The 16193-nt window shown below is 61.2% G+C and carries 12 protein-coding genes; 2 read left to right on the top strand and 10 right to left on the bottom strand.

Annotated elements, in window-relative coordinates; genetic code table 11:
• Positions 1–33: 33 nt before the first annotated feature.
• From RCO24_RS12070 to RCO24_RS12025, 10 genes are all read right to left on the bottom strand, one after another.
• On the bottom strand, positions 34–1419 hold the full coding sequence (locus tag RCO24_RS12070) for a hybrid sensor histidine kinase/response regulator (protein ID WP_308962329.1): 1386 nt from the start codon (positions 1417–1419) through the stop codon (positions 34–36).
• The gene (locus RCO24_RS12065) at positions 1416–2585 is read right to left on the bottom strand and encodes an FIST N-terminal domain-containing protein (protein WP_308962328.1); all 1170 of its coding nucleotides are present in this window, start codon (positions 2583–2585) and stop codon (positions 1416–1418) included. The genes RCO24_RS12070 and RCO24_RS12065 overlap by 4 nt, the downstream gene beginning before the upstream one ends.
• 195 nt (positions 2586–2780) lie before the next feature.
• Positions 2781–3200, bottom strand: coding sequence for a nucleoside diphosphate kinase regulator (gene rnk, locus RCO24_RS12060; protein ID WP_308962326.1), 420 nt, complete (start codon positions 3198–3200; stop codon positions 2781–2783).
• A 307-nt stretch (positions 3201–3507) separates the two neighbouring features.
• Positions 3508–3795: a GlsB/YeaQ/YmgE family stress response membrane protein gene (locus RCO24_RS12055; RefSeq protein ID WP_308962324.1), complete on the bottom strand. Its 288-nt coding sequence runs from the start codon at positions 3793–3795 to the stop codon at positions 3508–3510.
• Positions 3796–4598: 803 nt separating this feature from the next.
• Positions 4599–7751, bottom strand: a complete 3153-nt coding sequence (locus tag RCO24_RS12050; RefSeq protein WP_308962322.1) for a multidrug efflux RND transporter permease subunit — start codon at positions 7749–7751, stop codon at positions 4599–4601.
• Positions 7748–8962 carry an efflux RND transporter periplasmic adaptor subunit gene (locus tag RCO24_RS12045; RefSeq protein WP_308962321.1) on the bottom strand — a complete coding sequence of 405 codons (1215 nt, stop codon included), beginning with the start codon at positions 8960–8962 and terminating at the stop codon, positions 7748–7750. Before RCO24_RS12045 ends, RCO24_RS12050 begins: the two co-directional genes overlap by 4 nt.
• 168 nt (positions 8963–9130) lie before the next feature.
• Positions 9131–10546, bottom strand: a complete 1416-nt coding sequence (locus RCO24_RS12040) for an efflux transporter outer membrane subunit (RefSeq protein WP_308962319.1) — start codon at positions 10544–10546, stop codon at positions 9131–9133.
• Positions 10547–10767: 221 nt separating this feature from the next.
• Entirely contained in the window at positions 10768–12108 is a 1341-nt protein-coding gene (locus tag RCO24_RS12035) for an APC family permease (RefSeq protein ID WP_308962317.1), read from the bottom strand.
• A gap of 32 nt (positions 12109–12140) precedes the next feature.
• The gene (locus RCO24_RS12030) at positions 12141–12275 is read right to left on the bottom strand and encodes a hypothetical protein (protein ID WP_308962315.1); all 135 of its coding nucleotides are present in this window, start codon (positions 12273–12275) and stop codon (positions 12141–12143) included.
• A 76-nt stretch (positions 12276–12351) separates the two neighbouring features.
• Positions 12352–13728 (bottom strand): FAD-containing oxidoreductase, encoded by a 1377-nt coding sequence (locus RCO24_RS12025; protein WP_308962313.1) that lies wholly within the window; start codon positions 13726–13728, stop codon positions 12352–12354.
• 186 nt (positions 13729–13914) lie between these two features.
• Between RCO24_RS12025 and egtB the strand changes: the two genes are divergently transcribed.
• Both egtB and egtD read left to right on the top strand, forming a co-directional pair.
• A complete protein-coding gene (gene egtB, locus RCO24_RS12020; protein ID WP_308962311.1) occupies positions 13915–15213 on the top strand; it encodes an ergothioneine biosynthesis protein EgtB in 1299 nt (432 codons plus the stop codon).
• Positions 15213–16178: an L-histidine N(alpha)-methyltransferase gene (gene egtD, locus RCO24_RS12015; protein ID WP_308962309.1), complete on the top strand. Its 966-nt coding sequence runs from the start codon at positions 15213–15215 to the stop codon at positions 16176–16178. The genes egtB and egtD overlap by 1 nt, the downstream gene beginning before the upstream one ends.
• Positions 16179–16193: the final 15 nt, after the last annotated feature.

Below are 16193 nucleotides of genomic sequence, written 5' to 3'. Positions count from 1 at the left end.
GTCCGGGCGGTCGCCGAATTCAATCGACAAAATTCAACCGACAAGATGCGTGATCAGGGCGCGAAGCTCCGCAGGCTTCACCGGCTTGCGCAGAATCTCGCATCCGGCCTTGGCGACGGCCTCCGCAACCTCCGCCGAATGATCGGCCGTGATCACCACGGTCGGGATAGAAATCAGCGCTTCCCCACGCAGCCGCGTGACCGCGTCGAGCCCCTGCTCGCCGTTGTCGAGATGAAAATCGGCAAGGATGATGTCCGGGCGGAAACCCGGCTCATTGCCGATCAGATCCTCGACGTCGGCGAGCCCCGCGATAAGACGCGAATCGCACCCCCAGCGGTCCAACAGCGCCCGCATCGCATCCCGCACGCCCGCATCGTTGTCGATCACGATCACCTTCATCGCCGCAAGGCCATACGCACGCGAAGCGGCGGATTGCCGGTCGCGGGCGCCGCTCGCACGATGGGTCACCGCATCCCCGGCGATCGGGACGAACACGGAGAAGCGAGTTCCGCGACCGGTTTCCGAGCAAAGCTCGATCCTATGTCCCAGCGCTTCGGCCATGCGCGAGATGATCGCAAGCCCGATACCGAAGCCACCCGCATGCGACCGCTGCCCGGCGGCCCCACGATGGAACTCCTCGAAAATTTTGCTCTGCTCGGAGGGCGCGATACCCGGCCCCGTATCCCACACGTCGATACGGAAATGCGCGCCCCGCTTGCGGCACGAGAGCAGCACCCGGCCGCGCTCCGTATACTGCACTGCATTGGCGAGCAGGTTCTGCAGAATACGCCGCAACATCAGCGGATCGGACGTCACCGCGACATCGCGAGACCGCATCGTGACGAGCAGCCCTTTCGCCCGCGCGATCGGCTCGATATCGACTAGAACCGAGCGGAACAGGTCCGGGATTTCGACCGGCTGCAGCGACGGCTTGATCGCGCCCGAGTCGAGCTTCGACAAATCGAGAATGGTGCGAAGCAGCTCCTCGATCGTCGAAAGCGCGTGATCGACTTGCCCAATGAGCCGGGTGTGATGCTGGTCGCCGTGGATCTCTCCTAGCGCCGAAAGCGAGAGGCGCGCCGCATGCAGCGGCTGCAGGAGATCATGCCCGACAGCAGTGAAAAAGCGCGTCTTGAACCGGTTGGCGCGCTCGGCGCCATCGCGCGCAGACGTCAACTGGCTGTTGGCCCGCTCGAGCCGGTTGAGAGCAGCCTTGAGCTCTTCCGTGCGCGCCCTGACCTGCGTTTCGAGACCGATCGCCGTCTGGAACATGGAATAGGCATTTGCCTGATAGTCCATGGACCGCTCGACGCGCTGCATCAGCGCGGCGTTGATCTTGGCGAGCTTCTCGTTGCGCCGCTCGAGATCCTCGATGACGTCGTCGGTCGAAATGAAGCTCGAACGGATCTCGTTCGTCACCGCGCGCCTCGCCGCGATCCGAACGCCACGCCCGTCAGCGTTTGGTTGAGGTGCATGGCGTTGAGCTGTTCGCCGTAGGTATGAAATCCGACGACGCTATAATTCCTGTAGAGGTCTTCCATCTGCCTGCGAACCTGCCGGTTCTCCGCATCGAGACGTCTCAGCACGCAATCGAAGCCCAACACGAGATCGATGCCGCCAAGCGCCTGATCGAGGTCTTCGAGTGTGCGTGCCGTGGAACTCAGCATATCCTTGGGGCGCGCCACCGTGAACACCAGACCTTCGTCTATGGCACAAAAGAACGACAGGCTTCCGTCCGGATTCATATTGCGTATCGAACGGCAGTAGTAATCGCCACCGACCTTCACCACGAGCGGATAGGATGCGAAGCTGAACGGCCCCAGCTCGTCGGGCATCAATCCGATTGCGGAAGCGTATTCGCGTGCGGCGGGCTCAGCGTTGAGCTCGTGCACGGTGCGATTTTCCGTATCCGCCGCGGTGACCACGAGCTTGATCTGTGTCGGCTCGAAGTTCGAAGTCTTGAAGATGCGGAACGGAAACTCGCTCTCGACCATGATCAGGACGGCACTGCGTTCGAGCGCACGCCCGCCGTGAATAAGCGACGTGCGTTCGAAGGTGAGCCCGTCTCCGGCCGATCCGCCGATGAGCTGCATGTCGCCACAGGCCCAATGCACGGCTGCAACCAACAGCTCTTCGGAATTGGAAAGCCCGTCCACCAGCATGATGCCGAACACGCGCTCGGCGAGCTTCCCGTCGCCCTGCTTCGCACCAATCTTGGACTTGAGCTCTCGGACAAGCTCGCTTGCCCGCTCGACGCCTGAGGCTCCGACGTCTTCGATCACGCCGGTCTGGATGTAAAAGCCCTGGCGCGGAAATGCGATCAGCAGCAGACCGCTTTCCATGAGACCCGCCGGACCAATCCCGCCCGAGGTCGAGCATCCGCTCACCACGATGTCGGGAAACGCTTCCGCAAGCGCGGCCGCAACCTCGGCCCCATCGTAATCGACGGAAAACAGCGCAATGATGTGCTGAAAGTCGCCTGTGAGCTGAGACTTGAGCTCGCGCACGGCGTCGTTCACCGCCGGCGCGCTACTGCTCGCGACGCCGATTCCGCATGAGCCGGCAGAGGCCGAAAAACGCCCCACGCTATTCCTCCCTGACGCCCGTCTTCCGCGTTAGACGCGCGCGAGCGGTTTCTTGCCATAACTATCCGGAAAGGCTGCCACAAACCGGTGAGAGCAGCAAATGAACTTACTGTTCGCAGTAACCGGAGCTTATGGACGCGCACGCCCGGCCGCGGCCCCACGCGTAACGTGGTAAACCGCCGCCGGACATTCGGGTCAGGCCCCAGGCAATGGCGCCTCGACTGAGATCACGCGAAGCTTATGGGCCCGCCCATCCGCGCCTCTCAGCATCATCATCTGCCCCGGCGAAAGTCCGATCAAAGCCGCACCGATCGGCGTCAGGATCGAGATCTTTCCCTCGTCGATGTTGGCTTCCCCGGGAAACACCACCACGCCCTCGCGCCGATCACCGCCGTCGACATCGAACACGACGCGCGAATTCATGCGCACCACGGATGACGGCAAGGCCGCGTCGGGCACGATTTCCGCGCGCTCCATCTCGGCCAGAAGAACCCGCGCGACAAGCACCGATCGGCCGGCCTGCATGGCGGAGGTCGCAAGCGTTGTGAGTCGGGTCTCCTCGCGTTCGCCGACGAATATGCGCGGAAGCGCATCGGTGGGTGGGTGATAGATCATGTCAAAACCTCAAAGGAGGAGGCGCGATGCCGAGCGCGCAAAAAGGCACGCACAGGCGCGGGTCACGCGTCGCGCTGTTACGAGAAGCCACATCCGGAGCGAACGTGGCGCGAAATGAGGGAGAGGATCAGAACGCCCCCCGGCTCGGGGACATGGAACGGCACAACCAAGCCGGGGCTACAGGCCCGCGACTTCGGTTCCCTCTCGGGGAAGCTTGAGATGAAAAGCCGCCACTGAAATCATGCACAAAGAATGGGCAGCAGCACGCGTTGTGTCAATGGGGCTGCGAACAAGCGCAGGCGCTCCCTCAGAGCGGCGGTTTGGACCGTTGCCAGAACCACAGACCGGTCAGCACGATCAGTGAACCAATAAAAGCCGATACCACATCCCGGAGCGAGATCGAGACGGTGTCGAGTCCGGGAAACAATCCAAGCAGCCGGAACAACAGGCCGCCTACGAAAGCGCCCAAGAGCCCAAGGCCCAGATTGCGGATCCTCCCGAAACCTTCGCGGTCCCATTTGACGATCAGCCCGGCGAGGCTGCCGCCGAGAAGTCCGACGATGATCCAGACGATGAATTGATCGAGTGTTGGCATTTATTCCTCCGCCTTTCACCAACCGCGATCAGAATAGCGCCAGGCCCTATCGAACGGGATTGAATTTCACTTTGTTGGTAACAGAAAAATTGTGCCGGCCCACGTTGTGCCAGCACGTTTTCATGCTGCGACGCGCATCCTGATTACGGTTGGCCACGCAAAGAGCTACCGCACCAATGCGGTAAAAAACTCTCTAATTGCTTGTCCGTCCAGGGAACTCGAAATCAGATAGGGCCATTGATGATCTTGGAGCTGATCTGTTTCAATTCCATCGGCGCAGGTGGATCCACACCATTTTCCGAATGAGTCATACCAAGGCCGGATTTAGCCAGCGCGCATCCTGAAGACGCCTCACCCACTCCGGTCCCGGCTATCACAACATCGAAATGGATAGGAAATAACCGCGATGAAAAACCGCAAAGCTGAGCTTCGCCATTCGAGGTTGCTTGAAAATTCAAAACGGTGCTTTACAGCATCGAATGACGGCCGATTGGTAAACACGGAATGCGTTTAGCGGACGCCATCATATATGGAGGTCTTGTCCTGGGCGTGGCGGGCGACATTCCCGGCGATCCGGCATTTTATGTTGGAGCCTGCGGGCATTGGATCCGAAAACCCGATGGGTCCCATCTCTGCTGCATGGAAGTAACCCGGCCAGTGTGTCGGAGCACGGCGGAGGGAAAAAGCTACTGCCGCTGCGAATACGCCCCTGTCGAATGCGGACGCAATCATCACCGATCCTGTCCAAACGGGAGCTAGCGGCACAAAGGCACGGGCCGCGCCCCGAACGTGGGTGGCGGCGGTTAACCCGTGAGTGAGGCAGTGTCGACGACCGCCGCGCTCTTCCGCGAACTGCGCCATTCCTCGAACCTTTGAACCACCACGAACAGCGCAGGCACGAACAGCACCGCCAGACAGGTCGAGGCGAGCATGCCGCTGAAGACCGTGATGCCGATGGATTTGCGAGCCGATGCACCCGCGCCCTCGGCAAGAACCAGCGGCAAGACACCGAGCGCAAAGGTGAACGACGTCATCAGGATCGGGCGGAAGCGTGCCCGCGCCGCTTCGATCGCGGACTCCATGATGGGCTTCCCCGCCTTCCGCAATTCACGCGCAACTTCGACGATCAGAATGGCATTCTTGGCCGAGAGCGCGATGAGCAGCACGAGGCCGATCTGCACATAGAGATTGATCTCGACGCGCAGCAACAGGAACACCAGCACCGGTCCCACGAGCGATAGCGGAACAGCGAGCAGCACCGTGACCGGCGCATACCAGCTTTCATATTGCCCCGCGAGCACGAGGTAAACGAGCAGCAAAGCCAGACCGAACACGTAGAGGATCTGCCCGCCGACCAGCTTCTCCTGGTAAGACAGCGCCGTCCAGGATGACCCCACGCCCGGCGGCAACGTTCGCGCCGTGATCTGTTCCATCAGCTCGATCGCATCGCCTGACGAGAAGCCCTTCGCCGGAATGCCGATGACCGTCGCCGATGGATACAAATTGTAGAGACTGATCAAGGAAGGTCCGAAGCTCGGCTCGATGGTGAGGACCGTACCGAGCGGGATCATGTCCCCATTCTGGTTGCGCACCTTGAGGCCAAGCACATCGCGCGGATCCATGCGGAAGTTCGCATCGCCCTGGACGTAGATCTGGAAAACGCGCCCGAACTTGTTGAACTGACTGACGTAGCTCGAGCCCATATAGGTGGCCAGCGTCGAGAACACCTGGTCGGTGGTCAGCAGCAGCGCCTGCACTTTCTCGCGGTTGATTTCCACCTTGTACTGAGGCGCGCTCGCGCGAAACGACGTTGAGATCCGCTGAATAGACGATTGCGTGCTTGCGGCGGAAACGACGGCGTTCGTCGAGCCGCCGAGCTTCGCGAGATCGAAGCTGCCGTCGCGCAATTCGATCTGAAGCGTGAAACCGCCGGCATTTCCGATGCCCTGGATCGGCGGCGGCGGCAGCACCAACACACTGCCATCCTGAATATTCGACAGCTTGTCGTTGAGCGTCTTGTAGAGAGAAGCTAGATCCTGGCCCTTGCCGCGGACACTCCAGTCCTTGAGCATGATGTAAGCGACGCCCGCATTCGCGAGAGACGCGCTGTTGTCGAGTACCGAAATGCCGGCGATCGTAATGATGCGCTCGACCCCCGGCACCGTCTTGGCGATTTCATCGACCTCCTCGAGCGCCTTCTGCGTACGCCCCAAGGCCGCGCCATCGGGAAGCTGCACCGCCGCAAGCATATACCCTTGGTCTTCGATGGGCAGGAAGCCCGTCGCCGCGCGCGACATGCCATAGACCGCCGCGCCCATGATCGCCAACGCGATGAGCACCATCGCACCACTGCGCCGGACCATCGATCCAATCAAGCGCTCGTATTTGCTCTCGGTGCGAGCGTAGACGGCATTGAAGCCGCGATAGAAGAAGTTACGCTTTTCGGGCGGAACCGGCGGCCGCAACCAGAGTGCGCATTGCGTCGGCTTGAGCGTTGCGGCGTTGATGGCGCTGATCAGAGCGGTGGCCGCAATCACAAGAGCGAACTGCGCATACATCTGCCCCGTCAGGCCCGGCAGAAACGACGCCGGCAGAAACACCGCCATCAGAACCAGCGTAATTCCGATGATTGGCCCCATGAGTTCGTTCATGGCACTGATCGCGGCGTCGTGCCCCGACAAACCCTTCTCGATCTTGTGCGCCGCACCTTCGACGACGACGATCGCGTCATCCACCACAATGCCGATAGCCAACACGATGGCGAATAAGGTCGACAGATTGATCGAAAAGCCGAGCGCGTCCATGGCAGCGAACGCGCCGATGATCGTCACCGGAACCGTCGTCGCCGGCACGAGCGTCGCCCGCCAATCCTGCAGGAACACCAGGATGACGATCAGAACGAGGATCGCGGCTTCAAAGAGGGTTTTGTAGACCTCGGAAATGGCCGCCTGAACGAACAAAGTTGTATCGAAAGGAATGGAGTACACCATGCCTTGCGGAAATTCGCGGGAAAGCGCCTGCATCCTCTCCGAGACGAGATGCGCCACATCGAGTGCGTTGGCGCCGGGCGTTTGAAAGATTGCAAGCCCCGCAGCCTGCTTGCCGTTCAAGTTGAAGATCTGGCTGTAGGTCTGGGCGCCCAACTCGACACGGCCAACGTCCCGCACACGCGTCAGATCGCCGTTGGCGCCGGTTTTCACCACCACATTCGCAAACTGATCGGGATCGTCGTATCGACTGACGACTTCGATCGTGTACTGGAAGTTCTGCGTGCTGGGAGCAGGCGGCATACCGAACTGTCCCGCCGTCACCTGCTCGCTCTGCTGCTGCAGGGCCTGGATGACATCCTGCGCATTGAGGTTGCGCGCCTGCATGCTTTGCGGATCGAGCCAGATTCGCATCGAATACTGGCCCGCACCGAACACGTTGACGTTGCCCACGCCCGGCAGGCGCGCAAGCTCGTCCTTGAGCTTGATGGTGCCGTAGTTGCTCAGATAGAGGCTGTCGTATCTTTCGTCCGGCGAGGTCAGCGTAATGATCTGCAGAATGGCCGTCGACTTCTTCTGCACCACCACGCCTTGTGACTGGACCGATTGCGGCAGCGATGCCATGGCGGATGAGACGCGGTTCTGCACCAGAACCTGCGCCGCATTGAGATCGGTGCCGATTTCGAACGTCACGGTCAGCGCGTAAGTGCCGTCGGACGTGGCATACGACTGCATGTAGAGCATACGCTCCACGCCGTTCACCTGTTGCTCGATCGGCAACGCCACGGTGTCGATGACGGTCCGCGCGCTGGCGCCGGGATAGCGCGCGGTCACCTGAACCGTCGGCGGCACGACGTTCGGATATTGCGCGACCGGAAGCCGAAGCGCCGAGACGCCCCCGATCACGACCATCAGAATGGCGATGACGTTTGCAAGAACTGGCCGCTCGATGAAGAATTTCGAGATCATGGCGCAGCGTCCTGCTCGACGCCGGAGACGACTTTCGGAACCGGCTCGATCTTCTGTCCCGGCACAACGCTCATCAGTCCGGAAATCAGAACGCGATCGTCGGCCTGAATGCCCTTGGTGATGACGCGCAGCTCACCGACTTGCTGACCGAGCTCGACGTTGCGCTGCTCGACCACATCATCCTTGTTCGCGACAAGAACGTAACGCCCGCCCTGGCCACTTCCGATCACCTGGTCCGGAACCAGAAGACTGTCGGGTCGCTTTGCCAATGGCACCCGGACCCGCACGAAATAGCCAGGCAGCAGGGCCCGTTTTTCGTTTTGAAAAACACCCCGCACCGACAAGGTGCCAGTAGCAGCCGTAAGCGTCGGCGACGCATAGTCGAGCGTTCCCCGATGCGGATAGCCCTCCTCGGTCTGCAAGCCGACTTCGATGGGAACTTTTTTGAGGTCCTCGGGTGTCAGACCGCGCGCGCGCACATTGGCGCGAATGCCCTGCACTTCGGCTTCGCTGACGGAGAAGTTGACGTAGATCGGTTCGAGTTGAACGATTGTAGCGAGCGTCGTGGGTGTGCCGGCACCGACATACTGCCCCAAAGACACCGCACGCGAGGTTACGATGCCATCGAATGGCGCCTTCACCTCCGTATAGGTGAGGTTGAGCTGCGCTTGCTCGACGTCAACGCCGGCCTGCTTCTCTTTCGCGATGGCGGATTCTTTGGATGCCGTTGCCTGATCGAGCGTCGCCTGGCTCGAAATTTTCTGCGCCGCGAGATCCGACTGACGCTGGTAGTCCGCCTCCGCCTGTTTGGTGGAGGCGATCGCGCTCGACTGACCCGCCTGCGCCTGCTCGAGCGCGAGTTCGTAAGGCTTCGGCTCGATGATGAACAACACCGTGCCGGCTTTGACGAGGTCACCGTCGTTGTAGTTTATTTTCTGGATGAACCCCGGCACCCGCGCGACCAGCGTTGTGCTGTTCACCGCGGCCGTGCTTCCCGTCGAGAGCAGATACCGCTCGACGGTTTGCTTCACCGGCAACGCCACGTCGACCTTCGGCGGCGGTGGCGGCACATAGACGTTGGTGTCCCCGCAGGCCCCGACCGCCAGCGTCGCGGAGAGGATGAACCCGGCCGTCAGACGTCGGGGGTTGGCGAGAAGAAACGAAAGCGCATGGGCTCGTGGAGAAGACAGGGATCCGAAATCGCCTTCCATGTGAACCGCTTCTCCTCATCGCGGAATGAGAAGCGCCCAGCGTAGGCCATATGGGAAATTCCGTACAGGGCCGGATCTGCCCGCGACGGGGCTACTCCATTTATGGTCAACAGGTATTGAGCAAACACTCGATGCTGCGCCGCAGAAAACCGCAGACCGTGAAGGCGATCAATCAGCGACGGCAACCAAATGACCGTCCCCTCCCCACCAACCGCCACCCAGTGCCTGGAACAACGCGGCGGTATCCGCCAGCAGCAACGCGCGAGACTGGATGACCGAGAGCCGCGACTGCTGGTAGTTCTGCTGCGACGTGAGAAGCACTGAGATCGAAACCTGCCCGGCTTTCAGCTCGGTTTCGACCATGTTCAAGGCCTTTTCGGAGGCTTTCTGATACGCGAGCGCGGCCTGCACCGCCTTGTGGTCGGCTTCGATCGCACACAGCACGTCGGCCACGTTCTGCACCGCCGTAAGCACGCTCGAATGATAGAGCGACACCGTTTCCATGAACGCCGCTTCCGCGGCGCGCTTCTGCGCCAACAACGTTCCGCCTTTGAAGATCGGCTGCATGACGCTGCCCGTGATCGACCACACCAGCGTTTGCGGCGTGAACAATTCCGATAGCGTTCGCGAGGACGCGCCGACATCTCCGCTGATGCCGAACTGCGGCAGCAGGTTTGCGGTTGCGATGCCGATCTCCGCGCTGGCCTGCCGAACCTGGGCCTCCGCCCCGCGCACGTCGGGACGCTGATCGATGAGCTGCGAAGGCACGATCACCGGCAAATCCCGCACGAGACGGATGGCATCGATGCTCGTTGGCTGTTGCGTGACAGCGGCGGGATAGCGGCCGGCCAGCACGGCGATCAGGTTGCGTTGCTGCTCGTAGGCCTTTTCCAGTGGCGGCAACAGCGCTTGCGCCTGCGCGAGCTGGGCTTCCTGGGAGGCAACATCGAGCCCCGAGGCAGCACCCGCCTGGAATTCCTTCCGCAGCAGTCCCAGAATGCGCTTGTTGATGTTCACGATATCGCGCGTGGCTGCAATCTGGTCGGCAAACGAAGCCTCCTGGATCACGGCCACGACGATGTTCGTGGAAAGCGTCAGGTAAGTCGCCTCGAGCTGAAAATACTCGGCGTCGGCGACGGACATCAGCGCCTCGACGGCGCGCCGGTTCTTGCCCCACACGTCGGGGAGAAAACCGACATTCACCTGCGGGGTGTGAAGCGTGAAGATCTCACCCTTGAATCGCGAGGGAGCAGCTTCAGGTGCGGGCAGCTTCTGGCGCGTCGAGGCCCATTCGCCGGAAACCTGCGGGAAAAACGCGCCTTCCTGAGCCCGCACATTCCACTTCGCTTCCTCCAGTGCGGCAATGGCCGCACCGACCGAAGGATTTCCGGCGAAGGCCATGTCCACGAGGCCGTTGATCTTCTCGGATCCGAATGCTCGCCACCATTGAGCCGGGATACTGCGCGCCTCGACGAAACGCTGGGCGTCGCTCTTTCCAGCCAACGTCTGGTCGCCGGGAAGATATTGTGCGGGGAGACCGACATCGGGGCGAATGTAATCGGGGCCGACCGCACATCCCGACATCGACAATGCCCAGCAAGCAACTGCGGACCGCGCAAAAACCGCGGCGCGAGAAGGCGCAACTCCCGTTTGGCGCTTATCCACCTTCCCCGGCATTTCAGCTCTCCCCCGAAGGCCTCAATGCCATACTGCGAGTCGGGTCGCTTCGAGAGTGGGGTATGCTGAGATTTCGAGAGCACGCGTTATTTCTGCCGTACGCTCGCAATTAGAACGTCGTTCAATCTCTAGGGGGCGGTCGAGATCCGTCGTCCCGTGAAGCGGCGATAACTCCATTCAGCGCCAAAAGAGGCCGCCGCAATGACGACCAGCGCCACCAACGCAGCCGGTTGCTGCTGATAGGTGTAGACGCTCAGGATCGCGAACATGACGATGCAGGTAATGAGCGAAAGCCAGACGAGCGCGGCGTTCGCACCCGTTTGCTTCAGCACACGCAAATGACCGCCGTTCACCGCGGCGTAGACGAGCAGGAACGCGGCGCTGCCCATCATCGCAATACCTGAGAGATCGAAGCAGAGCATCACCAGAACCACGAGCCCCGCGGTCAGCAGAAGTCCACCGGTTGCATCTTTCCACATCGTGCGCGCCAGGCCCGATGGCAGCTCGCCGTCGCGCGCGATCATGTAGCAGACGTTGGCCGAGCCGAAGAGCGTCGCGTTGATGGCAGACGCCGTCGAGAACAGCGCCGCGATCGCGATCAGCCGAAATCCGGCTTCGCCCAGAAACGGCTTGGCCGCTTCGGCAAGGGCGTAGTCCCGGGCGCGCTCGATCTCGGCGCTGGTGAGATTTCCGGTAACCGTCACGGCGACGACGAGATAGAGGACGATGACGAGCAGCACCGCCGTATAGAGCGCACGCGGCAACGTGGTCCGCGGATCGCGCATGTTTCCGGCCGCATTGGTCACCAGCCCGAAGCCCTCGTAGCCGATGAACAACACGCCCGCCCCAAACAAGATCGCCTGCGCCTCGGGCCATTGCGCAGGCGACAGGTTATCCGCCTTTACGAACCAGAGGCCGGTTCCCGCAAACAGCAGCAGGATGGCAACCTTCACCGCGACGATGACGGTTTCGCCCCGTCCCATGGTCTTGGCGCCAAAGGCATTGACGATCGTCAGCGCAACGACCGAGCCGACGGCAAACGTCTCCAGCAACAGAGCAGACGGATGATCGGTGATGAAGGTCGCCGCGTAGCTGCCGAACGCCGTTGCATAGAGCGCGAGTGAGATGATGTAGCCGGCCCACATGAACAGGTTGAGCCCACCCGCAACCACACCATCGCCAAAACTTTTAACCAGGAAGTGCACAGCCCCGCCCGCGGAAGGAAAAGCTGCACCGAGCTTGGCGTAGGAATAGGTGGAAAGCAGCGCCACTACGCCACCGATGGCGAAAGCAAGCCACATCGCGTTACCGGCCGCCTGCGCGACAACGCCCAGGATCGAAAAGATGCCAGCGCCGACCATGCCCCCGATGCCGAGAGATACGGCCGCGAGAAAGCTGATCTGCTCCGCGTTGTTCGCGGCGCCTGATGAGCGCGAACTAAGTGAGCGTGGGAAGAGAGGTGTTGCCATTGCTAGGCTCGCTCCATTCCCTTGCTCTCAAGCTATTGCGCTGCGGGAGCAGCCAACGGCGGTGGCGGCTCATCGACGATCGGCGCCTCCGCGAACACGAAAAGGTACGCCAGCATTGCAAGAATGCAGGCCACGCCGCCAAAAAGTACGATGTGCTTGGTGTGCACCGACCAACCCTCGTTTCGCCGCCACGAGAGCCTATGGGCGCCTTGCAGGCAGCGCAAGAGTGTCGAAGAGCACGTCCTAAACGGCCTGCAGCTCGCCCAAAACCGTGGGGATCAATTCGGAAACGGTCGGATGGATCAGCACCGAGCGTTGTAGCGTCGTGTACGGGGCATCGGCGTACATCGTCGCCGTGATGCAGTGCACCGCCTCATCGCCTCCGGTGCCAAGGATCGCCGCCCCCAGGATCCGCCTGCTGTCAGCGTCAACCACGATTTTCATGAAGCCGAGGGTTTCACCTTTTTCGACCGCCCGTCCAACGCGTGTCATGGGGCGCGTACCGATCAGCACCTTGTGCCCTCGGTCGATGGCCTCGCGCGCCGTCAACCCGACACGGCCGAGCGGCGGATCGATGAACAGCCCGTAGGTCGGAATGCGATCGCTCGCCCGTCTCGGATCATTGTCGAGAAGCTGCGCCGCGACGATTTCGAAATCGTTGTAGGACGTATGCGTGAAGGCGCCCCGGCCGTTGCAGTCGCCGAGCGCCCAGATTGTCGGCACATTGGTGCGTAGGCTGTCGTCGGTCGGAATGAAGCCGTGCTTGTCGGTCCGAACCCCCGCCTCGGCAAGCCCGAGATCATCGGTGTTCGGCCGCCGCCCTATCGCAACGAGCAAGTGCGTGCCGGTGATCTCGACCACCCCGGAAGCGGTCTCAAACGTCGCGGCGATCCCGGAGCCGTGCTTCGCGAGACCCGAGCACTTCGTATCCACGTAAATGGAAATACCTTCCAGCTCGAGAATGTCCTTGATCGCCGCCGACACGTCCTCATCCTCGCGCGCAACCAAACGAGGCGCGGCTTCGACCACCGTTACCTTGCTGCCGAAGCGCCGAAAGATCTGCGCGAACTCGAGACCGATGTAGCTGCCGCCAAGAACAATCAAATGTTCCGGCACTGTGTCGAGATCCATTATCGTCGCGTTGGTGAGAAAGTCGATGGCTTCGATACCCGCGATCGGTGGGACTACGGCCCGTCCGCCGACGTTAACGAAGATCTGCTCTGCCTTGAGATGCTCGCCGCCCACATGGATCTCATCGGGCGACACAAATCGCGCATGACCTTGCAGCACTGTACAGCCGGGCATCGAACGCAACCATGCTTCGATATTTTTCGATGCCGAGTCAGAGACTTTGTCCTTTCGTGCCTTGACGGCCCTCATGTCGATGCCGATCTGACCTTGAACGAGAACGCCATAGTCGGCGGCGCGACGCGCGTGATGGGCGGCGTAAGCGCTGGCCACAAGGGTTTTCGTCGGCATGCATCCGGTGTTGACGCAGGTGCCACCGAAACAGGCCCGCTCGATGACCGCGATTTTCTGGCCCGCTTGTGACAGCCGGTTTGCCAGTGAGGGTCCGGCCTGCCCAGTCCCGATGATAACGGCATCGAATTGCGAGGACATCGTTCACTCCCGCGATCCAGCCTTCCAAGGTCTGTGGGTTCAAAGCACAGCAACCTGATCGAAGTTCCAATAGCCTTCAGGCATGGATTCGAAAGCCAGATGTCTGGTTTCGTCGCCCAAGGAATTTCTGCACCTTTTCCCTGTTTCGCGCGTTGAGAGAAAACACGCGTCGAAGAGGACCCGAACATGGCCAGCCGAGTTCCCGCTCTCGCTCCTCATCCGGCCCCCAAAGCTCCTACGCTCAGTGCCCGACTGTTCGAAACACGGCGCCAGAGCATCGACCTCACGGAAACGTTGAGTCCCGAGGACATGGTCGTGCAGGCGATGGACGATGCCAGCCCGACGAAATGGCACTTGGCGCATGTCACGTGGTTCTTCGAAACCTTCATCCTGGCCAAGCACCTTTCGGGCTACCGCGTTTTCGACGAGCGTTTCAATTTCTGCTTCAATTCCTACTACGAGAGCCAAGGTTCCCGTCATCCGCGCGCCCGTCGCGGCGTGCTGACCCGGCCCGGCATCTACGACGTATTCTCGTATCGCGCGCATGTTGACGACGCGCTCGCCCGCATGTTTGCGCAATCCGGCGAGCCCGAAGGCGAGATCGCCCGCCTCGTCGAGATCGGCATCAATCACGAGCAGCAGCACCAGGAGCTTTTGCTGACGGATATTCTTGCCCTGTTCGCCGCCAATCCTCTCCGTCCCGCGTACCGGAAGCCAAAGCCTGCAGCGGTCGGCCGCGGCGAACCCCCAGGCGTAAGCTGGATCGAATATCCGGGCGGCATCCATCAAATCGGACACGATGGCGCGGGCTTCGCCTGGGACAACGAAGCCCCCCGCCATGATGCCCTGATCCATCCGTTCGGCCTCGCCGACCGTCTCGTCACAAACGGCGAATGGCTCGCGTTCATCGAGGATGGCGGCTATCGCACCGCATCTCTCTGGCTTGCCGACGGATGGGCGACCGTACAGCGCGAGGGCTGGCAAGCACCGCTCTATTGGGAGCACCGCGACGACCAATGGCAGGCAATGTCACTTGAAGGGCAGCGGCCGTTGGAGCCGGCCGCTCCTGTTTGCAACGTCAGTTATTTCGAGGCCGACGCCTTTGCGCGCTGGAGCGGCAAGCGGCTGCCAACCGAATTCGAGTGGGAGATCGCGGCGGCGGCGTTGCCGGTAGAAGGAAATGATCTCGGTTCAGGGTCGTTGCGGCCCGTGCCCGCCGGCAACCCCGCACCGGGCGTTCCACGACAGATGTACGGCGACGTCTGGGAATGGACCCAAAGCGCCTACCTGCCCTACCCCAGCTACAAACCACCGGAAGGCGCGATTGGCGAATACAACGGCAAGTTCATGGTCAGTCAGCAGGTTTTGCGCGGAGCCTCCTGCGCCACGCCGCACGGTCACTCTCGATCCACCTACCGCAATTTCTTCTATCCCCAACAACGCTGGCAATTCGCTGGCCTGCGTCTAGCTTCGGATATCTCGTAATGCTTTCAAACTCACAGACCAAGCGGCTCCGCGCGGATGCGACCGGCCAAAGGGACGCTTTTGTGCGCGCAGTTGTCGATGGCCTGTCGCGCCCCCAGAAGTCGTTGCCTTGCCGCTACTTCTACGATGCACGCGGCAGCGCGCTTTTTGAGAAGATCACGGAGCTCGCCGAATATTATCCGACGCGCACCGAAACCGGCATATTGACCACCTACGCGCGGGAGATGATGGACGGTACGTCTTCAGACAGCGTGCTCGTCGAGTTCGGCTCCGGATCCAGCCGGAAAACAGAGTTGCTGCTGCGAGAGCTGCCGGACCATGCGGCCTACGTCCCGATCGACGTGTCGACCGACGCTTTGGCTGCGGCGACCGCTCGCATAGCGCGGCGTTTCCCGCGGCTCGACATCCGCCCGATGCTCGGCGATTTCTCCGAATTGTCACGTCTACCGAACGACTTCAAGACACGTCAGAAGATCGGCTTCTTTCCGGGATCGACCATCGGAAACCTCGCACCGGCAGAGGCGTCGCGCCTTCTGTTGCGCTTCAAATCGCTTCTCTCCGCAGAAGGGCGTCTGCTAATTGGTATCGACTTGAAGAAGGACAAGGCCACGCTCGAAAGCGCATACAATGACAGCCTAGGCGTCACCGCAGATTTCAATCTCAATCTGCTCGCCCACATCAATCGCGAGATTGAACCTGTGTTCGATCTCGAGTCCTTTCGCCACGCGGCCCATTATAATGCCCGCGAGGGCCGGATCGAAATGCATCTCGTGAGCCGTCGCGATCAGCGTTTCGAAATCAGCGGACATCGGTTCACGATGCGGGCCGGCGAGAGCATCCACACCGAGAACTCCTACAAGTATTCGGTCGAGCAGTTTCAGACCTTGGCCCGCTGCTCTGGATGGACTCCGGTGCGAGTATGGGAAGATTCAGAGGCGCTGTTCAGCGTGCATGAGCTCGCCTGAACGTCCGCCTCTTGT

It is taken from the genome of Hyphomicrobium sp. LHD-15, from assembly GCF_031157355.1.
In the GTDB taxonomy this organism is placed as follows: domain Bacteria; phylum Pseudomonadota; class Alphaproteobacteria; order Rhizobiales; family Hyphomicrobiaceae; genus Hyphomicrobium_C.
The sequence above is the reverse complement of the archived record's forward strand: the minus strand, read 5'-3'. Positions and strand labels throughout refer to the sequence as shown.